The sequence below is a fragment of the Enterobacter cloacae complex sp. GYL001 genome, from assembly GCF_049237125.1.
In the GTDB taxonomy this organism is placed as follows: domain Bacteria; phylum Pseudomonadota; class Gammaproteobacteria; order Enterobacterales; family Enterobacteriaceae; genus Enterobacter; species Enterobacter hormaechei_C.
The window spans coordinates 348,276-371,518 of record NZ_JBMKGW010000002.1 but is presented as its reverse complement, the minus strand read 5'-3'; the positions used below and the strand labels follow the sequence as shown (position 1 = coordinate 371,518).

Sequence of the window (23,243 nt, the reverse complement as noted above, 5' to 3'; positions counted from 1 at the left end):
GGCTTCGCCTTACCCGGCCTACGGGTTACTGAGCGGGCTTTTCAGTCGGCTCCAGCTGGAACACCACATCAACCTGATCGTCGAACTGAATGGTTGGCTGCTCGTAGGTTTCCTGAGCAGAAACCGGCGCGGCGTCCGCCTTCATCATCCGAACCATCGGGCTTGGCTGGTAGTTTGAAACGTGGTAGCGCACGCTGTAAACCGGACCGAGCTTGGTCTTGAAGCCGGATGCCAGCTGCTGCGCCTGATGAATGGCATCATCAATCGCCGCTTTACGCGCTTCGTCTTTATATTTCTCCGGTTGCGCAACGCCCAGCGAGACGGAACGAATTTCGTTCAGCCCAGCCTTCAGCGCACCATCCAGCAATCCGTTGAGCTTATCAAGCTGGCGTACAGTCACTTCCACAGTACGCACGGCGCGATAGCCTTTCAGGATGCTTTTGCCGTTCTGGTAGTCGTAATCCGGTTGGGTACGCAGGTTCGCAGAGCTGATGTCTTTTTTCGCGACACCGTTCTGTTCCAGGAAAGAGAGGTATTGCGCAACACGATCGTCTGCCTGTTTCTTGGCGGAAGCAGCATCTTTCGCCGCCACGTTCACTTCAATTGCCAGGGTTGCAACATCCGGTACCGCATCCACGCTTGCCGTGCCTGAAGTGACAATGTGCGGGCCGTTTGGCAGTTCATTCGCCTGCACCGACACCGCACCTAAACTTACTAATGCCGCCAGGGCCATCACCTTAAACTTCACTGTCATTCCTCCATGTTGCGAAGAGTGCCCCATCAACAGGGCTCATGCCAGCAAGCTTAGCGGGTCTTGTTCAGATGTCCATAAGACAACGCTTAGTTGAACAATCCCTGTACGTGATGAATGCCCTCTTTCGCCAGCTGGAAGGCAATAAACCACATCACCAGCCCAACCAGGGTATTGATAATGCGCTGCGCTTTAGCGGTGCGCAGACGTGGCGCCAGCCATGCCGCCAGGATCGCAAGACCAAAGAACCAGAGGAAGGAGGCGCTGACCGTACCGAGCGCAAACCAGCGCTTGGGCTCAACGTCCAGCTGTCCACCCAGGCTGCCGAGCACCACGAACGTATCAAGATAAACGTGCGGGTTAAGCCACGTCACGGCGAGCATGGTGACGATAATCTTCCAGCGCCCCTGCTTCATCACTTCGGCGCTCGCCAGCTCAAGATTGCTGCTCATGGCCGTTTTCAGGGCGCCAAACCCGTACCACAGCAGAAACGCTACGCCGCCCCAGGTAACCAGCGCCAGCAGCCACGGCGACTGCATCAGCAAGGCGCTGCCGCCAAAAATCCCGGCGCAAATCAGTAGCAAATCGCTCACCGCGCACAGCAGGGCAATCATCAGATGATACTGACGGCGAATGCCCTGGTTCATCACAAACGCATTTTGTGGACCAAGGGGAAGGATCATGGCCGCACCTAATGCAAGCCCTTGAAAATAGTAAGTTAACATTGATAACTCTCAGGCAGTTTTCTCTACGTGCAGACTATACTGCGTGACCATCATTAGATAAAATTTAAAATTTTAATGGTTAATTAGAATCACTAATAAAACCCTGCTGTATACAATATTAAGATTTTATAAAACCTGCCCTCTCGCGACCCGGCGTATGCTGTAATGCCCCAGGCCGAAAAATTCTCACAGGAAATCATATGAAACATCAAGGCGTTGCAATGGTCATCTCCGCCATATTTGCGCTCTTAACTGCATTTCCGGCCATAGCGAGTGCAGGAAAGATACTTCGCTACACGGACCATGAACCGTACGGCAATATGCGTACGCAATTTATCAAAAACGTTTTCTTTAGTGAGATTGAAAAAGAATCGCAAGGCCGCCTGAAAATTGAAGCCCACTGGGAAGGTGATATATCAAGTAGTTACAATGCGCTAAGTACGCTTGGCCAGGGAACCAGAGCTGATATTGGCATCGTTGTCCCTGAATATACGGCTGAGCAACTGCCGCTTCATCAAATATTCAAAAGCTTTCCCCTGGGGCCTACAAACGGCGAGGCCCAGATGCGCTTCTTTCATCGCGTGTTCCAGCAATACCCACAGTTTGCCCGCGAGCTTGGGCAGAATAACCTGGTGAATTTGCAGTTCTTCCTGGGTTATCCGGTCGGGTTCTTTACCCGTCAGCCAGACGTTAAGCTGAAGCAGCTAGAGGGAACAAAATGGCGAACCGCCAGCTTCTGGCACCAGTCATTTTTGCGCAATGCTGGCGGAGCTACCCTGGCAATGCCCTGGAATGACAAGATTACCGACGCGTTGCGCACGGGACAGTTGAATGGCCTTATGGTGAATCTCGACAGCGGAGATGACATACATGCGCAGCGCGCGGCGCCCTACATTCATTATTCTCCTGCGCTCTGGCTGGGGCATGTCTACCTTCTGGTTATAAATAAGGACACCTTAAACGCACTGGACGAGCGGGATCGTCTTGCTATTCGTCGTGCAGCCGAAACCACGGAGAAACAACTCGGTGCTGCGTTGGACAGCGGGCTGGCTTCTCTCACCACGCGTCTGGAAAACGAAGGCGCTAAGCTTCATCTTCTGAGCCGTGATGAGCAATTGGAATGGCAGAAAGCAACGCGATATCAAGAGGTTCAGGAGGAATGGGTACGGCAACAGGAAAGTAAGGGTAATACGGACGCAGGCAAATTGATGCACGAGCTACGCCTATTGCTGGAGGCTAACGCCCGGCAAAAGCGATAGGCTCAACGCCCGCATACAATGCGGGCGTTGTCTGAACTGACGAGCGTTAGTCAGCTTCTTTCACTTTTTTGAAGTTCACATCCATCTGCGGATAAGGGAAGCTGATGCCGTTAGCATCGAAATCACGCTTGATGCGCTCCAGCACGTCCCAGTAAACGTTTTGCAGATCGCCGCTTTTACTCCAGATGCGCACCACAAAATTAATGGATGACGCGCCCAGCTCGTTCAGGCGAACGGTCATTTCGCGATCTTTAAGAATGCGGTCATCTGATTCGATGATATCGGTAATCAGCTTTTTTACCAGCTCAGTATCTGAATCATAGCCAACCCCGATAATGAGTTCATTACGGCGAACCGGCTCACGAGAGAAGTTAGTAATGTTGCCATCAATCACTTTCTTGTTTGGCACAATGACGATTTTGCCGTCTGCCGAACGCAGCGTGGTAGAAAAAATCTGCACGTTCAGCACGGTGCCCGCAGTGCCACCGAGATCAACATACTCTCCGGCACGGAAAGGACGGAACGTCACTAACAGTACGCCAGCTGCAAGGTTAGCCAGCGAGCCCTGAAGAGCGAGACCTACGGCCAGACCAGCGGCACCAAGTACGGCAATGACCGAAGCGGTCTGTACACCGACCCGCCCCATTGCCGCAATGAGGGTAAACGCAATAATCCCGTAACGCACCAGCGCAGAAAGGAAATCAGCAACGGTTGCATCGATATGACGGGATAGCATTACGCGATTAACGCCCCGGGAAACCGTGCGGGCAACGATCATCCCCACAATAATAATGGCGATTGCCGCCGCAATATTCACAGCGTAACTAATCAGGAGCGCCTGGTTGCGCACCAGCCAGGAGCCAGCGTTATTGATGCTATCTACAACACCGAGATCTTCCATTTATCTTTCCTTATGCTCATAAAAACCACAAAATCTATCCCACACGGAGACAGGCAGGTCAGTAAAGGGTAAACAAAAAGCCATGATATTGCCAAACAGATCACAAAAACAGAGGCATCAGGCTATTGAAAAGGCATAAAAAAAGGCCCGCATATGCGGACCTTCTTGACGCTATGAACAGCTCAAATTACAGAACGTCAACCGCGTTCAGTTCTTTGAATGCCTGCTCCAGACGAGTAATCATAGAAGTCTGGGCAGCGCGCAGCCATACGCGTGGATCGTAGTATTTCTTGTTCGGCTGGTCTTCGCCTTTCGGGTTGCCCAGCTGACCTTGCAGGTAAGCTTCGTTGGTTTTGTAGTATTGCAGGATACCGTCCCAGGTTGCCCATTGGGTGTCGGTATCGATGTTCATTTTCACTACGCCGTAGCTTACGGAATCTTTGATTTCCTGAGCAGAAGAACCGGAACCGCCGTGGAAGACGAAGTTCAGGCTGTTGTGCGGCAGGTTGTGTTTCTTAGACACGTATTCCTGAGAATCACGCAGGATGGTCGGGGTCAGAACCACGTTACCTGGTTTGTATACGCCGTGTACGTTACCGAAGGACGCTGCGATGGTGAAGCGTGGGCTGATTTTGCTCAGCTCGGTGTAAGCGTAATCAACGTCTTCTGGCTGAGTGTACAGAGCAGAAGCGTCCATGTGGCTGTTGTCCACACCGTCTTCTTCACCGCCGGTGCAACCCAGTTCGATTTCCAGGGTCATGCCCATTTTGGACATACGCGCCAGGTACTTAGAGCAGATCTCGATGTTTTCTTCCAGAGACTCTTCGGACAGGTCGATCATGTGAGAAGAGAACAGTGGCTTACCGGTTGCTGCGAAGTGTTTTTCACCTGCGTCCAGCAGACCGTCGATCCATGGCAGCAGTTTTTTCGCGCAGTGATCAGTGTGCAGGATAACCGGAACACCGTAGTGCTCAGCCATCTGGTGAACGTGATGTGCGCCAGAGATAGCACCCAGGATAGCAGCGCCCTGAGGAACGTCAGTTTTCACGCCTTTACCTGCGATGAACGCAGCGCCGCCGTTAGAGAACTGAACGATAACCGGTGCTTTAACTTTTGCAGCGGTTTCCAGTACGGCGTTGATGGAGTCGGTACCTACGCAGTTAACTGCTGGCAGAGCGAAGTTGTTTTCTTTAGCTACCTGGAACACTTTCTGTACGTCATCACCAGTGATAACGCCAGGTTTTACGAAATCAAAAATTTTAGACATGTTGCTTAGTCCTGTATCTTCGGCCGTTAGAAAAGGTGCGAGCTCTGATAAGCGCGCTGAAAATTGGGCAGGTTTCCCTGCCCCTGAATGGCTTACTTCTTAGCGCGCTCTTCGAGCATTGCTACTGCTGGCAGGACTTTACCTTCCACGAATTCGAGGAATGCGCCGCCACCAGTGGAGATGTAGGAGATCTTGTCAGCGATACCGAACAGATCGATAGCTGCCAGGGTGTCACCACCGCCTGCGATAGAGAACGCTTCGCTGTCTGCGATAGCGTTAGCCACGATCTCAGTCCCTTTGCGGAAGTTCGGGAATTCGAACACGCCGACAGGACCGTTCCACAGGATAGTTTTTGCGTTTTTCAGGATTTCAGCCAGTTTCTGTGCAGAAACGTCGCCCAGGTCCAGAATCTGCTCTTCATCTTTGATGTCGTTAACAGATTTCAGGGTTGCGGTAGCGGTTTCGGAGAACTCGGTAGCTACACGAACGTCAGTTGGAACCGGGATATCACAGGTGCTCAGCAGACGTTTGGCTTCGTCAACCAGATCCGCTTCGTACAGGGATTTACCCACGTTGTGGCCTTGCGCAGCAACGAAGGTATTCGCGATACCACCACCAACGATCAGCTGGTCAGCGATTTTGGACAGGGAATCCAGTACGGTCAGTTTGGTAGACACTTTAGAACCACCAACGATAGCGACCATTGGACGAGCAGGTTCTTTCAGAGCTTTACCCAGCGCTTCCAGTTCGTCAGCCAGCAGCGGACCTGCACAGGCGACGTCTGCGAATTTACCGATACCGTGGGTAGATGCCTGCGCACGGTGAGCCGTACCGAATGCATCCATCACGAATACGTCGCACAGCGCAGCGTATTTTTTGGACAGGGTTTCGTCGTCTTTCTTTTCGCCTTTGTTGAAGCGAACGTTTTCCAGAACAACCAGCTCACCTTCGGCAACGTCTACGCCGTCCAGGTAATCTTTCACCAGGCGAACCGGGCTGGACAGTTTGTCTTTCAGGTAATTAACAACCGGCAGCAGAGAGAACTCTTCGTTGTACTCGCCTTCAGTTGGACGGCCCAGGTGGGAGGTGACCATCACTTTAGCGCCCTGCTTCAGAGCCAGTTCAATGGTTGGCAGAGATGCACGGATACGCGCGTCGCTGGTCACTTTGCCATCTTTAACCGGTACGTTCAGATCGGCACGGATGAAAACGCGTTTACCTGCCAGATCCAGATCGGTCATCTTAATTACAGACATGGTGAATCCTCTCGTTGATTCTTAAAGTTTTGCAAGCGCAAGGTGCGCTCTACCTGAAACCTTTTGCGGCCATGGCTAACGTGGTGTCGAGCATTCGGTTAGCAAAGCCCCATTCGTTATCACACCAGACCAGCGTCTTGATAAGGTGCGCACCACTGACTCGCGTCTGCGTGCCATCCACGATGGCGCTGTGCGGGTCGTGGTTAAAATCTACTGAGACCAACGGTAATTCCGTATAGTCAACTATACCATGAAATGCTCCCTGTGCCGCTTTTTGCAGCAACAGGTTGACTTCACAGGCTTTTACCGGTTTTTTCACCGTCACGCTAAGATCGATTGCGGTGACGTTTATCGTCGGCACGCGCACGGCAATCGCTTCGAAACGGTCGTTAAACTGCGGGAAAATACGGGTGATCCCGGCAGCCAGTTTCGTATCCACCGGAATGATGGACTGGCTCGCCGCGCGAGTGCGCCGTAAATCCGGATGGTAGGCGTCGATGACCTGCTGATCGTGCATGGCGGAGTGAATCGTGGTCACGGTGCCGGATTCAATGCCATACGCATCGTCTAACAGTTTAATGACCGGAATAATGCAGTTGGTGGTGCAGGAGGCGTTGGAGACAATGCGGTGTTCAGCTTGCAGCTCGTGCTGGTTGACGCCAAACACGACGGTGGCGTCGAGGTCGTTACTGCCGGGATGGGAGAACAGCACTTTTTTCGCGCCAGCATTCAGATGCGCTTCGCCATGTTCACGGTTACCGTACACGCCGGTACAGTCCAGCACCACATCCACACCCAGTTCGCGCCAGGGCAGCCCTTCAATACTGTTCTCATGCAGCACGCGGATGGCATCGTCACCGACGAACAGCTGTTCCCTTTCCTGGCGAACGTCCCAGGCAAAGCGACCGTGGCTGGTGTCATATTTCAACAAATGCGCCATGCCCGCAGCATCCGCCAGTTCATTGATTGCCACCACGGTGATTTCCGCACGACGCCCGGATTCATATAAAGCACGAACCACGTTGCGTCCGATGCGACCGAAGCCATTAATCGCTACGCGTACGGTCATAGATCTCCTGCAAAGCTATCCCTGAGTTTGAGGTGGCTGAAAGAGTAATCCAGCGACGCCCGAAGGGGAATCCTTGCTGTCACAAACTGCGATTGATTGGTCAATTGTCGAACATTTAATCGACTGAAACGCTTCAGCAAGAATAAGCGAATCGGGGAATAAAAGGAATCTCTGTCCAGATTAAGAGCGATTTTATCTGATCTCCATCACATTTTTCCGGAATAATCCCTTTTCCTCCCGCCACGTAAAAACGCGGCGGGTCGACCGGCGCCCCCACTGAAAGCCGCTGAGGATCAGACGAGTCGGTATTCGCCATTTGCCGACATCATCAGTTCAACATTGGCAGGACGGCTGTGACGCAAAACACGCTCCACGTTTGGCCCGTCGGTGCGCGCATAAAACGCGTCGGCGTCGGCCTGAGAGAGTCCGCCGGCCAGCTTACGTCCAACCAGGCGCGTACGTAAGGCTTCGGCGGGGGCGCGAATAAACAATGAAAAATCACAGTATCCCATCAGCGTTCGCCATCGTTCGTCATCGAGCAGCAGCCAGTTACCCTCAACAATCACGACAGGGGCCGTTACCACGATTGCCTCTTCGACAGGGTCGTGCGTTTGCCGGTCATACTGCGGCCAGGTACCGTCGCCCTCTTTTATCTGCCGCAGATGTTGCGCCAGCCTGTCGACATCAAAGGTCTCCGGGGCGCCTTTGTACGCGCGCAGGTTATGCGCTTCCAGCCAGACGTTGTAGTGATGAAATCCATCCATTGGCAACGTCTGAATCGGAGCGAGCCCCTCCGTCTGACGAGAGAGATATTCCCAGAAGGCGGTCAGCGTGGACTTGCCCGTACCGGGCGGGGCGCTGAGAAAAACAATCGTACGTCTGCTGGCGCTGGCGAAATGCCGTTTCGCCAGTTGCCGCAGCAAAGGCTTATGAACATTTTCAATTTCGTCGTCAGGATAATGTGCTTCTACATATAGCCCATTGACCGTTAGCCCAATTTTCACGGCGTAAGTTCCTTTAAAATTGTTGTTACCGCCAGGGTGAGCGCCGTCTTGATCATTGCGGTAAAGCGCACCTCAGACCATGCGGCAAAGTCAGCAAATTTCATCGACTCCAGCGCGCTGAATAACGTCGCGTTACGGGTGATGCAATTAACGTTGCTGATAAAATCCCAGGTGATGTCATCGGCGAAGCCAGGGATCGTATCCTGCTCGTTAAGATACTGATAAAACTGCGAAAAATGCGTTATATCGGCGTAGAGCCATTTTTCCATTTTCCCCAGCGCATAGATCAGGCGTAACGCCACATCGATGTCATCAAGCGGCCCACTCCGGGCGAGTAACGGCTTCACTGCATATTCCACGATCTCTTCATCGTTATCGACAAACAGCGACGGCAGAAAACATTTAATGCCCTGGAGTAAAAAAGACTGTGCCGTCGTCATAAATGCGAGGAGGTTATTCTGAGCATCCAGTTGCTCAAGCACATCGTCTTCTGTCAGTGTCGTCATTTGTATCTCGATAAATCACCGTGAATGCAGAGAGTCTATTATATTACACGTTCGATCTGCGCCGCCGATCAGTAAAGTTTGCGTGCGCACACCCTTCGCAACCTGTTGAATACCTTTAACCAGTTCGCCGCCCGTCACGCCCGTCGCGCTGAACAGGATGTCATTGCCCTTTACCAGTTCGCTAAGGGTATAGATACGATTGACTTCCACCTTCATCTCCACACAGCGACGGTGCTCCTGCACGGCGACCCTACGGTTCTCAGGACTCTCCCCTTTCGCTTCACAAAAATCGATCAGCTCCGCCTGCATATCGCCACCCAGCGCTTTCACCGCGCAGGCGGAGATCACCCCTTCCGGCGCGCCGCCTGTGGTGTACATCAGATCATAGGGATTATCCTGTAAGCAGGTCAGAACGCTGGCGGCGACGTCGCCATCGGGCAGCGCAAACACTTTCACGCCCAGTTGCGTCGCCTCGGCAATTGCATTTTGCAGGCGCGGTTTGTCCAGCGTCACCATCCGCAGATGCTCCAGCGGCTTGCCCAGCGCCCGGGCAACGTTGCGAAGATTCTCTGCCAGCGGGAGAGCGAGGCTGATTGCCCCGGCTGCCGCTGCGTTAACCACCAGTTTTTTCATGTACATATCAGGGGCATGAAACAGGCTGCCCTCAGGCGCAAACGCCATCACAGCCAGCGCATTGCTTTGCCCCATCGCCACCATGCGGGTGCCCTCGATGGGATCGACGGCAATATCCACCGCCGGGCCGACGCCGCTGCCGATCTCCTCGCCAATCCACAGCATTGGCGCATGGTCAATCTCACCTTCGCCGATAACGATACGCCCGCGAATCGCTATCGCGTTTAGCGCCTCACGCATGGCGGTTACCGCCAGCCCGTCGATTCGGTTTTTATCGCCGCACCCGGTTTGCGGCCAGGCGGCCAGCGCCGCCTGTTCGGTCACGCGAAAGAGCGGCCACGCCAGAGACATCATGCCTCAGCCTCCCCAATATCCACCCCAAACTGCGCCAGAAGATAGCGCTCTGCTTTTTCATTCCAGATGCCGTGAGTCTCTTCCACAAGCCTTGCCAGCTCCCGGAAAAGCGGGTCGGTTTTACCCTTTTCGGCAAAATCGGCAATGGCCGTTAACGGCATGGTGACACCGTTATAGATAAGCTTCTTGCCACCAGGAATGTCCGGCAGATTGAGCACCGTATGCGGCACCGCATCAAGGCCGCCGATGTGGGTCACCATAAACGACGGCTGGAGCTGACCCGTTGCACTCAGCGCAATCGCCTCTTTCATGTCTTCCGTCGAACCGCCGGAGGTGCCCACCACGTGGGTACTGTTGTAATGGACGTTGTAAAAATTAAATGGCACCTTGAAATTGCTGTCCGTTGGTCCGGCGAAGAAATTCAGGCACCCGTCCTCGGCGAGAAGATCGTCTGCCAGTTCAATGACCGCCGGAACCGCGGCATAGACAAACACGTCGTCAAAGCCTGCATTGTCAGTTAATGCGCGTAACGTAGCGGCAGGGTTCTCCAGTTCGGAGGTATTGACATAGATAAGCTCAATACCCTTTTGTGCCGCCAGCGCAACCGGCAGTAATTTTTTTGCCTGCGCGAGGCGGGCCTCATCAATATCCACCACCACAACGCGCGACGGCTGAATCCCGCCGTTAATCGCATAATCAATAGCGCCAATTCCCATCGGCCCGGCGCAGGCCAGAAGCGCAATATTACCTCCCGGCTTCACACCCATCCGGTGCTCATAGACATATTGCGTCGTATGATAATTGGCGTTATACGCGCCGATAATGCAGCACATGGGTTCCGCCAGCGAAGCCGCCGCAAAATAGGAGCCGTGATAAGGTAAAACGCAGCCCAGATTAATCGCGACTTCTGGAATAATCATATACGTCGCATTGCCGCCAAAATATTCATAGCTGTAGCCAGCAGAATAACCGGTCGGTAATCCCATTGCCGGTTGTAAAACAAAGCGCTGACCTTTTTTATATTTTCCGGTCAGATTTTTCCCGACCTCAACAATCACCCCGGCGCATTCATGTCCGGTGATGACCGGATGTTTTTCCAGATCGTCCGGCACACGTTTATGTTCACTGCCTAATTTCGCTGCCTTCCAGGTTGATAAACAAACGCTGTCAGAAATTACGCTCACCAGCAGTTCATTGTCGCTTATTTCGGGCAGTTCAAATTCACGGATACGAACATCCTGCTTGCCATAAATGGCAGCCACTTTCGTTTTCATAATGACTCCAGGAACCAGATAGATTAATTCGCCGTTAAATGCTTAAAGAGATCGTCAAGCTGCGGATCGCCGAGATAGTTTTTTATCAGCACTAACGGTTTGTCACTGACCCGTTTAGCGCGCCCTTCCAGGCTGGCATGGGTAACAATAATGTCCGCATCGTCAGGCACATTTTCGATGGCGTAATGTTTTACGTCGATATCTCGCCCGGCCTTTTCCAGACGTTTCCGGAATGTCGTCGCGCCCATAGCGCTGGAGCCCATTCCGGCATCGCAGACAAAAGCGATGCGCTTAATATCCCGATAAGAAAACTTGCCTTCCTGCTTCATGGCTTTTACGGCTTTGGCAGAATCATTGAAAGTATCTTCCGTTTCAGCTTCATGACTTTTATCCATTTTTAAGATCAGGGAGGTGACTGCAAAAGAGACCAGCGTGCCTGCCGTTACGCCAGCAATCGTTGCGAGAAAAGCACCCTTAGGCGTTAACGCGAGATAGGCGAAAATCGAACCCGGACTTGGGCCAGCAACCAGCCCGCCGCCCAACAAATTAAATATCCACGTTCCGCTCATGCCGCCAGCGATCATCGCAATCAGCGTCAGCGGTTTCATCAGTACGTAAGGGAAATAGAGCTCGTGAATGCCGCCCAGGAAGTGAATAATCATCGCGCCAGGGGCTGATTTCTTTGCCATCCCTTTGCCAAAAAAAGTAAAAGCCAGCAGCAGACCTAATCCCGGCCCGGGGTTGGAGGCCACCATAAAGAAGATGGATTTACCCGTTTCGGAAGCCTGCTGCATTCCCAGCGGATAATAAACACCCTGATCGATAGCGTTATTTAAAAACAGGATTTTTGCCGGTTCGTTAATCAGCGACAGCAGCGGCAAATAGCCCGCATGCACCAGTGCTTCAATACATTCTTTGATAAAGTTATTGGCAATTAACACCGCAGGGCCGATCACTTCAAATCCCAGCAGGCAGAGGAGCATGCCCGCAATACCCAGCGAGAAGTTGTTGATGACCATCTCAAAACCAGCGGGAATGCGTTTATCCAGCAGCCGATCGATGTGCTTAATCACCAGACCGCCGAGTGGCCCCATGATCATTGAGCCGAGGAACATAGGAATATCCGCGCCGATAATCACGCCGATAGTGCCGATCCCCCCCATCACCGCCCCACGTTTGCCACCAACCAGGTGTCCACCGGTAGAGCCAATCATCACCGGCAATAAATAGGTGATCATCGGACCGACAATTTTGGCAAAATGCTCATTTGGCATCCAGCCGGTTGGAATAAATAATGCGGTAATAAATCCCCAGGCAATAAAAGCGCCAATATTCGGGATGACCATTGCAGTCAAAAAGCCCCCAAAAGCCTGGACCTTTGCACGAGCAGACTTGTGTTCCATAATAATGTCCTGTAAAGGAGAGAATAATTATGCGCGAGCGATAATATCCGCCAACTGCTTTTCTGACTTAGCGGTTAACAACGCCGACAGTTTATCTTCTTCACATAATAATTCGCTTAATGCCTGGATAGCGCCGATATGTGAATCCGCATCCGCCGCCGATAAACCAATGAGTAATTTCACGGGCTCATCGTCGTCGGCAAACTGCACTTCCTGTTTAAGAAGCGTTAATGACATACCTGTTTTTAAGGCACCGCACTCCGGACGGGCATGAGGCATCGCTACACCCGGAGCGAGAATGTAATAAGGACCATTAGTAAGCGTCGAGGTTTTAATTGCTTCAATATAACCAGCGTTAATATAATGATTTTGCAGCAAAGACGACATGGACAAATCAATGGCTTCCTGCCAGTCCTTTGCTGCGGATTTTATTGATATTGAGGATTCAGGGAAATAATCAATTAACCGCATATATCATCCTTATTTTATTTTTAGGGTACAACGTATCGCTAAAAACAAAATACGCCTGCGGTAAAATGAAATCAAACGGGGAGAAAATAGCGAGAGTGTCAGACTGTATTTTAATAAAACGAACAAAAACAAATCGTTAAAAACGAAAAATAAAAAAGCAAGTCTATATATGTGATACCCATTGCAAATTACACACATCACGACTTTACGTATTTGTGATATAAATCACCAAATATGTATTGTTATAACCAAAAAAAATACCAAAGAAATAAAAAACGGGCCGCCTGAGCGACCCGTTCTGCCTCATTGGGAGGTTTACAGCAGTTCTTTCGCCTTAGCGACAACGTTCTCAACGGTGAAGCCAAACTCTTCAAACAGCTGTTCAGCCGGCGCAGACTCACCGAACGTGGTCATACCGACGATAGCACCGTTCAGGCCCACGTATTTGTACCAGTAGTCAGCAATACCCGCCTCCACTGCCACGCGAGCGGAGACCGCTTTAGGCAGTACGGATTCGCGGTACGCGGCATCCTGCTTGTCGAACGCATCGGTAGACGGCATGGAGACCACGCGCGCTTTCACGCCTTCGGCAGTCAGTTTTTCCCATGCGGCAACGGCCAGTTCAACTTCAGAACCGGTAGCGATGAAGATCAGCTCAGGCTGGCCTGCGCAATCTTTCAGCACGTAACCACCGCGCGCGATGTTTGCCAGCTGCTCTGGGGTACGCTCCTGCTGCGCCAGGTTCTGACGGGAGAGGATCAGTGCGGTCGGGCCATCATGACGCTCAACGCCGTATTTCCACGCCACCGCAGATTCAACCTGGTCACATGGACGCCATGTGCTCATGTTCGGGGTCACGCGCAGGGAAGCCACCTGCTCTACCGGCTGGTGGGTTGGACCATCTTCGCCCAGACCGATGGAGTCGTGGGTGTAGACCATCACCTGACGCTGTTTCATCAGCGCAGCCATACGTACGGCGTTACGTGCATATTCCACAAACATCAGGAAGGTAGAGGTGTACGGCAGGAAGCCACCGTGCAGAGCGATACCGTTGGCAATCGCGGTCATACCGAATTCACGTACACCGTAATGGATGTAGTTACCGGCAGTATCTTCGTTGATTGGCTTAGATCCGGACCACAGGGTCAGGTTAGATGGCGCCAGGTCAGCGGAGCCGCCGAGGAACTCTGGAAGCAGAGGGCCAAACGCTTCGATCGCATTCTGAGATGCTTTACGGCTGGCGATCTTAGATGGGTTCGCCTGCAACTTCGCGATGAACTCGTTCGCTTTCGCGTCGAAGTCAGACGGCATGTCACCTTTCATACGACGGGTGAATTCAGCCGCTTCCTGAGGGAAGGCTTTCGCGTATGCCGCGAACTTCTCGTTCCAGGCCGCTTCTTTCGCCTGGCCCACTTCTTTCGCATCCCACTGAGCGTAGATTTCAGACGGGATTTCGAAGGCAGGGTGTTTCCAGCCAAGCGCTTCACGGGTCAGTGCAATTTCCGCGTCGCCCAGCGGTGCGCCGTGGGAGTCGTGAGTGCCCGCTTTGTTCGGAGAACCGAAGCCGATGATGGTTTTGCACATCAGCAGGGACGGTTTGTCGGTCACGGCGCGCGCTTCTTCTACGGCACGTTTAATCGAGTCAGCATCGTGGCCATCAACGCCGCGCACAACGTGCCAGCCGTAGGCTTCGAAACGTGCGGCGGTGTCGTCAGTGAACCAGCCTTCAACATGACCGTCGATGGAGATGCCGTTGTCGTCGTAGAACGCAACCAGTTTACCCAGCTTCAGGGTGCCTGCCAGGGAGCACACTTCGTGAGAAATGCCTTCCATCATGCAGCCGTCGCCCAGGAAGGCGTAGGTGAAGTGGTCAACGATGTCGTGGCCAGGACGGTTAAACTGCGCCGCCAGGGTCTTCTCTGCAATCGCCATACCTACGGCGTTAGCGATGCCCTGACCCAGCGGACCGGTAGTGGTTTCAACGCCAGCGGTGTAGCCCACTTCCGGGTGACCTGGAGTTTTGGAGTGCAGCTGACGGAAGTTTTTCAGCTCTTCGATTGGCAGATCGTAGCCAGTGAGGTGCAGCAGGCTGTAGATCAGCATAGAGCCGTGGCCGTTAGACAGCACGAAACGGTCGCGGTCTGCCCATGCCGGGTTCTGCGGGTTGTGGTTAAGGAAATCACGCCACAGGACTTCGGCGATGTCAGCCATGCCCATAGGGGCGCCCGGGTGGCCGGATTTGGCTTTCTGTACTGCGTCCATGCTCAGCGCACGAATAGCATTAGCAAGCTCTTTACGTGAGGACATTTTAACTCCAGATCGGACTGTTAAAGGCCATGCCCTTGACGACAGCGCGTTTTGGGCTACGCCGGAAAAAAGTGCCAACAATGTAACCCAAGCCGCAAGTCATGTACATGGAGCATTCTTTTGCGTGTTAAGAAATCTCTGGATCATGCTCGCATGTTGCGCAATCTGCTCGCCCGCCCCTGTCGATATTCCTTATACTTAGCCTCACCGGCTTCGCTGACGGTGCACTTTTCGGATTTTATTCAGATTAACGAGTACGGAAGCAACATAATGAAAATGCGTGCAATAGTGCTGGCCCTGGGTACAACGCTCCTGCTGAGCGGCTGCCAAAATATGGATTCTAACGGTCTGATGTCGTCAGGGGCCGAGGCCTTCCAGGCGTATTCCCTGAGCGATGAGCAGGTTAAAACGCTGAGCGACCAGGCCTGTAAAGATATGGATGCAAAAGCCACCCTCGCCCCGGCTAACAGTACCTATACGCAGCGTCTGAATAAGATTGCTTCCGCGCTGGGCGACAACATTAACGGTCAGCCGGTGAACTACAAGGTGTATATGGCGAAAGACGTCAACGCCTTTGCGATGGCGAACGGCTGTATCCGCGTTTACAGCGGGCTGATGGACATGATGACCGACAACGAAGTCGAAGCGGTGATCGGCCACGAAATGGGCCACGTTGCACTGGGTCACGTGAAGAAAGGCATGCAGGTTGCGCTGGGTACTAACGCCGTTCGTGCGGCGGCGGCCTCCGCGGGCGGCATCGTCGGCAGCCTGTCTCAGTCTCAGATTGGCGATATGGGCGAGAAGCTGGTCAACTCGCAGTTCTCCCAGCGCCAGGAGTCCGAGGCGGACGACTACTCCTACGATCTGTTGCGCAAACGCGGCATCAATCCATCAGGTTTAGCCACCAGCTTCGAAAAACTGGCCAAGCTGGAAGAGGGCCGTCAAAGCTCCATGTTTGACGATCACCCGGCCTCGGTTGAGCGCGCGCAGCATATTCGCGACCGTATGGCGGCAGACGGAATTAAATAATTTCAGAAGGAGGCAGTTTTGCCTCCTTTTTATTTCGCATGAATTGTTAACTTAAAAGCACGTATCGATAAAACCCCTGAAAGCCCCGCCAACTCTGCCCTGTCACACTGAAATGTCTGGTCACATAATTATTGCAAAGGTAATTTTTTCCGGTAATTATCTCTTTCGCAGTTATTTAAATTAATATATCCAGACAGAGACGTTCCCTCCGTGAAAAAAGAATTATCATTAATTGCTTTAAGTTTATTTGCCGCATTACCTGCCGCCGCAAGCCAGCAATCCGACAGCAAGGGTTTTATTGACGACAGCCATCTGGATCTGTTTTTACGCAATGCGTATATCAGCCGCGACTACCACCAGGGCCAGCAGGACAAAGCCGAATGGGGTCAGGGGATCATCGCCACGTTTGCATCCGGCTATACCGAAGGGCTCGTGGGCTTTGGTGTGGACGGTATTGCTCAATACGGCGTGCGCCTGGACGGCGGCCGTGGAAAAAGCGGCGCAGGCGGCATCGACTTCTTTAAACAGGAAGATGATGGCCGGGCAAAATCCGATCTGGCAAAGTTTGGCGCAACCGCCAAAATGCGCATCTCGAATACCGTACTGAGCTACGGGAATCAGCGCCCTGAGCTGCCCATCGTGAATGCCGACAGCTCCCGCCTGCTGTTTGAAAGCTACACCGGCGCCATGCTGACCTCGAAAGAGATTGACGGTCTGGAAGTCAACGCCGGTTACTTCACCGACGAGCAGCGTAAAAGCGATGACCGCCACGACAGCGGACTGAAGAGCCTCTCCTTCGGCGGTGCGAGCTATCAGTTTAACGACCAGTTCAGCGGCGCGCTGTACGCCTCTCATAACGAAGAGGTGATGAACAAGCAGTACCTGGGCATGAACTTCAAACAGCCGTTCAGTACCGGGCAGCAGCTGGTGCTCGACTTCAACGGCTATAACTCCCGTCTCGACCAGGATTACGCGGACAGCCTCGACACGGGCCGCAGCAACACCATCTGGAGCCTGGCGGCGAGCTATATCTGGGACATTCACACGTTCAAAGTGGCGTACCAGCAGAGCAGCGGCAGTACCGGCTACAACTACGGCGGCTATCGCGACAAAGGCGGCGTGGGTGACGGCGGTAACACCATCTGGCTGGCGAACTCCTACTGGTCTGATTTCAACGGCGAAGATGAACGTTCCTGGCAGGCATCCTACGGTCTGGACTTTGGCGGCCTTGGCTTACCGGGCCTGAGCTGGACCACCGCCTACGTGCGCGGCGATAACATCAAAACCTCTGAAACCAGCAATGGCAAAGAGCACGAGTGGTTTAACCAGATCCAGTACCAGGTGCAGGATGGCCCGGCGAAAGATCTGAAGCTGAAGCTGCGCTACTCCGTACTGCGCGTCTCCAGCAACGCCAGCGAGTACAACGTGGGCGGGGACGAGATCCGCGCCTACGTGGAATACCCGTTTAACGTGTTCTGATGAAAAAAGCCGGGTGGCGGCTTCGCCTTACCCGGCCTACCGTTTTCTCCCTCTCCCTGTGGGAGAGGGTTGGGATGAGGGGAAACAGCTAGTAAAGCGTCTTCTGCGGCGGCCCCGCAAACTTAAGGGCGCCAATCTGCCCCATCCGCACTTCCACAACCGACGGCCCCGGCATCGCCAGCGCTTCCGTCATCACCGCATCAAAGTCCTCAGCCCGCTCAACGCTCCAGGCCTGTAGGCCAATCGCCTGCGCCAGCAGGGTAAAGTCCGGCGTATGCAGCGCGTTATAATACTGACGCCCGCCAAAATATTTATCCTGAATACCGCGCATCACCCCGTAGCCCCCGTCGTTCATGATCAGCAGCGTCACGTTGGCTTTCTCCTGCGCCAGCGTCGCCAGCTCGCCTAAATTCAGACTCAGGCCGCCGTCGCCCACCAGCCCCACCACCTTGCGCTGCGGGTTGGCAATCGCGGTGCCGATCGCCATCGGCAGGCCCATGCCTATCGCCCCGGCCAGAGAGTGAATGTTCATCAGCGGGCCGTTGGCGCGGAACAGTCGGCTTCCCCACAGGCTGCCGGACACGGTGATATCACGCACCAGCAGGCCGTCCTTCGGCAGCGCCTTCTCGATGGCGTCGTTGAGCTTCGCGTAGGCGCCGCACTGCTCGCGCAGCCCCTGCTCGGCTTGCTCAACCGCCTGCCGCACCTGCGCATCCCACTGCGCGTTGCCCCACTCGCGGCCCTGGGCCTTGTCGGCCAGCGCGCTAAGCAACGCGGAACAGTCGGCGACCAGCGTGTTATCCATCAGGTAGTTACGGCTGGCCGCCGCCGGGTCGATATCAATCTGCACGCGCGGATGCGGTAGCTCGAGCGTCCATGAACGGGTTTCGTTACTGCGCAGGCGCGAGCCCGCCACCAGCGTAAAGTCGCACTGCGCGATGAGCCCCTCAACCGACGGCGAGTTGTGGAACGCCCGCAGGCTGGCGCGATGGCCGTCCGGCAGCACGCCGCGCGCGTGGGTGCTGGAGATAACGGTGATGCCCGCATCCGCCAGCTTTTTCACGGCGTCAGCGCTGCCCAGCGCCCCGCCGCCCAGCCACAGCAGCGGCTGTTTTGCCTGCTTCAGCTGCGCCCACAGCGTATCGACAACGCTCGCATCAACGCTTACACCCGACACCGGTTTCACCGGGGCGGTCACCAGCGACAGCGGAATTTTCGCCCCCTGAATATCAATCGGGATTTCCACGGAGACCGGCCCGCACGGCGGCGTCTGGGCATCCTGAATCGCTTTATGCAGAATCGCTATCGCCTGGCTGGCGTTGCTGATGCGGTACGCCCGCTTTGAGCTGGCCTTCAGGAAGGTCAGCTGGTCGCGGGTTTCATGGATAAACCCGGTGTCGGCATCCAGCCAGGCCTTTTCCACCTGCCCGGTTAAGTGCAGCAGCGGCGTGCAGGCATTCATGGCTTCCACCAGCGCGCCTACCGCGTTCCCGGCCCCCGCGCCGGTGCTGGTCAGCGCCACGCCGAGACCGGAAAAGCGCCCGTGGGCATCGGCCATGGTGACGGAACCGGCTTCACCGCGCGCAGGCACAAAGCGGATATTGCCCCGCTGCCCAACCGCATCCGCGATCGGCAGGTTGTGAATAGAGATGACGCCGTAGATGGCCTCAACCTGATACTGCTCCAGCGTTCTGGCGATGGCGTCGCCGACGGTTATCATTTCGCTCATTGCTCACCCTTTCTCAGTCGCACCAGTGGTTGACGCTGTTACCCGTCGCCAGATAAATGCTCTTTTGTTGCATCCAGGCTTTCAGCCCCTGGATACCCTTCTCGCGGCCCAGACCGCTCTCTTTAAAGCCCCCGAACGGGGTCGAAATCGCAAAAACCTTGTAGGTGTTGATCCACACCGTGCCAGCCTCCAGCTGCTCGCTGAGACGCAGGGCGCGCCCGGTATCGCGCGTCCAGATCCCCGCCGCCAGGCCGTAAACCGAGTCGTTCGCCTCGCGGATAAGCGTGGCTTCATCGCGAAACGGCATCGCCACCAGCACCGGGCCGAAGATCTCTTCCTGACAGGCGCGGGCGCGGTTGGTCAGCCCTTCAATGATGGTTGGCTGGAAGAAACTGCCGTTTGCCAGCGCGGGATCGGCGGGGATCTCGCCGCCGCACAGCACGCGGCCCCCTTCACGCTTCGCCAGTTCGACGTACTCGATCACGCTCTGGCGATGTTTTTCGCCGATCAGCGGTCCGACATGCACGCCGTCGGTAAACGGGTGTCCGACGCGCAGCCCGCGAGTTAATTCCAGCAGCCTCGCCATCAGCGGGGCGTAAATGCTCTCGTGGATAAACAGCCGCGACCCGGCGATACACGCCTGCCCCGCCGAGCTGAAAATGCCATAGCAGATCCCGCGCGCGGCCTGTTCGATATCAGCATCCTCCAGCACAATGGTCGGCGATTTGCCGCCCAGCTCCAGCGAGGCCGGGATCAGTTTTTCCGCCGCCACGTGCGCCAGATGACGGCCCGTGGTGGTACCGCCGGTAAAGGAAATTTTGCGCACGCGAGGATGACGCGCCAGCGCATCGCCAATCACCGAGCCTTTGCCCGGCAGCACGCTCAGCAGCCCGGCGGGCAGCCCGGCCTGTTCAAAAATCCGCGCCAGCTCCAGCGCCATCAGCGGCGTGGCTTCGGCCGGCTTGAGGATCACCGCGTTCCCGGCGGCAATCGCTGGTGCGACCTTCTGCATTTCGCTGGCAATCGGCGAGTTCCACGGCGTGATGGCCGCCACCACGCCGAGCGGCTCATAGCGGCTCAGCGTCAGCAGATCCGGCTGGCGCGGCGTGGGCAGTTCCCCTTCCAGCAGCTCGCAGGCGGCGGCGAAATAGCGCGCCGTTCCCGCCGCGCTCATCACCAGCCCGCGCGCTTCCGCCAGCGGCTTGCCGTTATCACGGCTCTGCATCTGCGCCAGCGCGTCGACGCGGGATTCAATGAGATCGGCAACCTTATGCAGGATCTTCGCGCGCATATGCGGCGGGCTGTTACGCCATGCGGGATCGCGCCAGGCGCGCTCTCCGGCGGCTACCGCCTCCTCCAGGTCATCCAGACTGGCGGCATTCAGCGTCGCGTTGATCGACCCGTCTGCCGGGAAGTGGCTCTGCATCGGGTTGCCGCCGCCGTGTCGCCACTGGCCGCCGATAAAAATCTTCAGATCGTCCATCGTCACTCCTCAGCTCAGGGCCAGCTCGCGGCAGGCGCGCACCGCGCTCAGTGCCGCCAGGGTGGAGGTTTTTGGATTAGAAGCCAGCGGCAGTCCGCTCAGCTCCAGATGAAACTCGCCGAACAATCCTTCCACGTGGAGCGTGTGGGTATTGCGTTTCGTTGCCGGGTCAACCATCAGCTGCACGCGGGTGTTGTCCATCCCGACGCCGCCGAGCGCCACGGTCGCCGCCACGTTGGCGTTCGCCGGGAACAGCCGCGCCGCCTCGCGGGCGCTGCCTTCAAAAAAGACCTTTGCCTCTGACACCGCATTCAGATCGATAAGCTGCTCGGCATAGCTGCCGCGCCAGCTGGCCGGGCTTTTACGCGACTGATAGGTAACGCGCTCAAGCCCGCCCTCTTTCGCCGCCGCCAGCCCGTCGATACCGGCCACCGCACCGGAAAGCAGGGTCAGTTTTCCGCCCGCAGCGAGCAGACGCTGCTCCAGCGCGCTGTCCGCCAGCGCGCCGGTGGAAATGACGGCCAGATGCCAGCCGCGACGCAGGATCTCTTCCCCGTACTGGGCCACCGCCTGCTGGCTGGCGCATTCCAGCACCAGATCCGGCGTTTGTGCGCACGCCATCGGCGATGTCAGCGCCTCAACCGCATCGCCAAACTGGTCGTGAATGGCGGCATGGTGAGACGCGCGCGCCACGATCCAGCCGATAGCCACGCCGGCGGGCAGGCGCTCAATCACCGCCTGCGCCATGGCGCCAAAACCAATCAACATTACCTTTTTCATGATGTGTCCTTACAGATGGCGGCAGAAGCCGCCGGAAACGTCCAGCGCCGCGCCGGTGGTAAACGAGGCCAGCGGCGAGGCGAGGAACAGCAGCGCCTGCGCGGGCTCCTGCGGCTTGCCGAGGCGCGCCATCGGAATGCCGCGCTTGCGCGCGATATCCGCCGTCCATTCCGGCCAGCTCTGGCTTTTGTCCGCCCGGTTTTCAAAGCGGCGCTGCCACTGGCCGGATTCCACCATGCCGAGCAGTATGGAATTGACGCGAATGCCCTTGCCCACCAGCTCTTTCGACAGCGTCAGCGTCATGTTCAGCAGCGCGGCACGAGCGGCAGAGGTGGCGATCATGTGCTCTTCCGGCTGTAGCGCCAGCAGGGAGTTGACGCAGGTAACAGAGGCAATGTCTGACTGCTCCAGCAGAGGCTGAAACGCCTGCACCGGGTTAATCACCCCGAACAGTTTGAGTTCGGCTTCGTGCAGCCACGCCTCGCGCGGGGTGTCATGGAAGTGCGCCACGTAGCCCTGCCCGGCGTTGTTGATCAGCATATCCGCCGCGCCAAAGCGCGCCTGCACCGCATCCGCAAAGGCCTGAACTTCGTCGGCGTTCAGCACGTCGCAGCGGTAAGCGAAAATCTCCCCGTGGGGAAATTCGTTTTGCAGCGTCGCATGGGCGCTGGCGAGCCGATCCGCGTCACGGCCGCAGAAGGCGACTTTCGCCCCTTCAGCCAGCAGCAAGCGTAGCGTTTCAAAGCCAATGCCGGACGAACCGCCGGTGACTACCGCTACGCGCCCGTCAATGTGTGCATTCATCGCGCACCTCTTCGTTAATGCGTAAAAGCTGTTGGTTGAAAAACGCGTCGTTATCGAGATAGCTGGCGTGCCCGGCCTGCGGAATGGCGATAAACGGCATGCCGTAGCGCAGCGCCAGACCCTGAACCAGTTCCGGCTGGGTGATGGCATCCTGCTCGCCGCACCAGACTTCAAACGTGCCGGAGTAGCGTTTAAGCCAGCCGTGAATGTCGTCATGTGCCAGCATCCACGCGGCAGCGAGATAGCCTTCCGGGCGCAGCGCCCTCATGCCCGCCGCGACGGTGGCGATATCTTCCGCGCGCGCGCCGGGGCGCAGCAGCTTCGCGGCGCGGGTCTGGGCGAGGATGTCGCCCCCCAGCGCCATCTGCTGCTCGCGGTTGCGCCAGACCTGCTCCCGCTGCTCCGGCGCGGCATTGCCGTACCCCTGCGCGGCGTCGGCCAGCACCAGATGAATGACGCGATCCGGGAACTTTGCCGCAAAGGCGCTGGCCACCAGCGCCCCCAGGGAATGGCCGACCAGCACTGCCTGCCAGACACCGGCGCGATCCAGCATGGCCGCCAGCGCGTCGGCGTAATCCCCCGCGTTTGCCCGCTCAACGGCCAGCATCGGGCTTTCGCCGTAACCGGGCATGTCCCACGCCAGCACGCGAAAGCCGTTCAGCGCCATCTGCTTGTGCCAGGAGGCTGCGCCGGAGCTGATCCCGTGCAGCAGCATCAGCGGGATGCCGCTTCCCTGTTCACGAAAACCCGTCATCATGC

Annotated in this window: 21 protein-coding genes; 3 read left to right on the top strand and 18 right to left on the bottom strand. The window is 55.8% G+C overall.

Going from position 1 to position 23,243, the window contains the following annotated elements:
- Positions 1-25: 25 nt before the first annotated feature.
- A complete protein-coding gene (locus tag ACOTWU_RS05850; RefSeq protein WP_017382904.1) occupies positions 26-748 on the bottom strand; it encodes an oxidative stress defense protein in 723 nt (240 codons plus the stop codon).
- 92 nt (positions 749-840) lie between these two features.
- Positions 841-1,476 (bottom strand): arginine exporter ArgO, encoded by a 636-nt coding sequence (gene argO, locus ACOTWU_RS05845; RefSeq protein WP_017382905.1) that lies wholly within the window; start codon positions 1,474-1,476, stop codon positions 841-843.
- Positions 1,477-1,676: 200 nt separating this feature from the next.
- Here argO and ACOTWU_RS05840 point away from each other — a divergent pair, with 200 nt between their 5' ends.
- On the top strand, positions 1,677-2,735 hold the full coding sequence (locus ACOTWU_RS05840) for an ABC transporter substrate-binding protein (RefSeq protein ID WP_126498785.1): 1,059 nt from the start codon (positions 1,677-1,679) through the stop codon (positions 2,733-2,735).
- A gap of 46 nt (positions 2,736-2,781) precedes the next feature.
- On the opposite strand, the gene ACOTWU_RS05835 is transcribed toward ACOTWU_RS05840, so the two are convergent.
- From ACOTWU_RS05835 to tkt, 11 genes are all read right to left on the bottom strand, one after another.
- Positions 2,782-3,636: a small-conductance mechanosensitive channel MscS gene (locus ACOTWU_RS05835; protein WP_017382907.1), complete on the bottom strand. Its 855-nt coding sequence runs from the start codon at positions 3,634-3,636 to the stop codon at positions 2,782-2,784.
- A gap of 187 nt (positions 3,637-3,823) precedes the next feature.
- Positions 3,824-4,903, bottom strand: a complete 1,080-nt coding sequence (gene fbaA / locus ACOTWU_RS05830) for a class II fructose-bisphosphate aldolase (RefSeq protein WP_017692704.1) — start codon at positions 4,901-4,903, stop codon at positions 3,824-3,826.
- Between the two features lie 92 nt (positions 4,904-4,995).
- Positions 4,996-6,159, bottom strand: coding sequence for a phosphoglycerate kinase (pgk, locus tag ACOTWU_RS05825; RefSeq protein ID WP_032102947.1), 1,164 nt, complete (start codon positions 6,157-6,159; stop codon positions 4,996-4,998).
- A gap of 49 nt (positions 6,160-6,208) precedes the next feature.
- Entirely contained in the window at positions 6,209-7,228 is a 1,020-nt protein-coding gene (gene epd, locus ACOTWU_RS05820) for an erythrose-4-phosphate dehydrogenase (protein WP_015571810.1), read from the bottom strand.
- A gap of 293 nt (positions 7,229-7,521) precedes the next feature.
- On the bottom strand, positions 7,522-8,232 hold the full coding sequence (locus tag ACOTWU_RS05815; protein WP_047733985.1) for a nucleoside/nucleotide kinase family protein: 711 nt from the start codon (positions 8,230-8,232) through the stop codon (positions 7,522-7,524).
- Complete coding sequence (locus tag ACOTWU_RS05810) at positions 8,229-8,738, bottom strand: MltR family transcriptional regulator (RefSeq protein WP_015571811.1); 510 nt, start codon at positions 8,736-8,738, stop codon at positions 8,229-8,231. Before ACOTWU_RS05810 ends, ACOTWU_RS05815 begins: the two co-directional genes overlap by 4 nt.
- Positions 8,739-8,753: 15 nt before the next feature.
- Positions 8,754-9,725: a class II fructose-bisphosphatase gene (gene glpX / locus ACOTWU_RS05805; RefSeq protein ID WP_126498784.1), complete on the bottom strand. Its 972-nt coding sequence runs from the start codon at positions 9,723-9,725 to the stop codon at positions 8,754-8,756.
- A complete protein-coding gene (locus ACOTWU_RS05800) occupies positions 9,722-10,999 on the bottom strand; it encodes a zinc-binding dehydrogenase (protein ID WP_126498783.1) in 1,278 nt (425 codons plus the stop codon). Before ACOTWU_RS05800 ends, glpX begins: the two co-directional genes overlap by 4 nt.
- 23 nt (positions 11,000-11,022) lie before the next feature.
- Positions 11,023-12,402, bottom strand: coding sequence for a PTS mannitol transporter subunit IICB (locus ACOTWU_RS05795; RefSeq protein WP_126291047.1), 1,380 nt, complete (start codon positions 12,400-12,402; stop codon positions 11,023-11,025).
- 27 nt (positions 12,403-12,429) lie between these two features.
- Positions 12,430-12,873, bottom strand: coding sequence for a PTS mannitol transporter subunit IIA (gene cmtB, locus ACOTWU_RS05790; RefSeq protein ID WP_023295399.1), 444 nt, complete (start codon positions 12,871-12,873; stop codon positions 12,430-12,432).
- A gap of 315 nt (positions 12,874-13,188) precedes the next feature.
- Positions 13,189-15,180, bottom strand: coding sequence for a transketolase (gene tkt, locus ACOTWU_RS05785; RefSeq protein ID WP_126498782.1), 1,992 nt, complete (start codon positions 15,178-15,180; stop codon positions 13,189-13,191).
- Between the two features lie 270 nt (positions 15,181-15,450).
- On the opposite strand from tkt, the gene ACOTWU_RS05780 reads away from it, so the two are divergent.
- Positions 15,451-16,209, top strand: coding sequence for a M48 family metallopeptidase (locus tag ACOTWU_RS05780; RefSeq protein ID WP_126498781.1), 759 nt, complete (start codon positions 15,451-15,453; stop codon positions 16,207-16,209).
- Positions 16,210-16,419: 210 nt separating this feature from the next.
- Entirely contained in the window at positions 16,420-17,688 is a 1,269-nt protein-coding gene (locus tag ACOTWU_RS05775; RefSeq protein ID WP_126498780.1) for an OprD family outer membrane porin, read from the top strand.
- Between the two features lie 88 nt (positions 17,689-17,776).
- Here ACOTWU_RS05775 and ACOTWU_RS05770 read toward each other — a convergent pair whose 3' ends face one another.
- Genes ACOTWU_RS05770 through ACOTWU_RS05750 form a run of 5 tightly spaced genes read right to left on the bottom strand, consistent with a single transcriptional unit; the run spans position 17,777 to position 23,238 of the window.
- The gene (locus tag ACOTWU_RS05770; RefSeq protein ID WP_126498779.1) at positions 17,777-19,417 is read right to left on the bottom strand and encodes a thiamine pyrophosphate-binding protein; all 1,641 of its coding nucleotides are present in this window, start codon (positions 19,415-19,417) and stop codon (positions 17,777-17,779) included.
- A gap of 13 nt (positions 19,418-19,430) precedes the next feature.
- Positions 19,431-20,900 (bottom strand): aldehyde dehydrogenase, encoded by a 1,470-nt coding sequence (locus ACOTWU_RS05765; RefSeq protein ID WP_126498778.1) that lies wholly within the window; start codon positions 20,898-20,900, stop codon positions 19,431-19,433.
- Positions 20,901-20,909: 9 nt separating this feature from the next.
- Complete coding sequence (locus ACOTWU_RS05760; protein ID WP_126498777.1) at positions 20,910-21,680, bottom strand: aspartate dehydrogenase; 771 nt, start codon at positions 21,678-21,680, stop codon at positions 20,910-20,912.
- A 9-nt stretch (positions 21,681-21,689) separates the two neighbouring features.
- Positions 21,690-22,484 carry an SDR family oxidoreductase gene (locus ACOTWU_RS05755; RefSeq protein WP_126498776.1) on the bottom strand — a complete coding sequence of 265 codons (795 nt, stop codon included), beginning with the start codon at positions 22,482-22,484 and terminating at the stop codon, positions 21,690-21,692.
- The gene (locus ACOTWU_RS05750) at positions 22,468-23,238 is read right to left on the bottom strand and encodes an alpha/beta fold hydrolase (protein ID WP_126498836.1); all 771 of its coding nucleotides are present in this window, start codon (positions 23,236-23,238) and stop codon (positions 22,468-22,470) included. The genes ACOTWU_RS05755 and ACOTWU_RS05750 overlap by 17 nt, the downstream gene beginning before the upstream one ends.
- Positions 23,239-23,243: the final 5 nt, after the last annotated feature.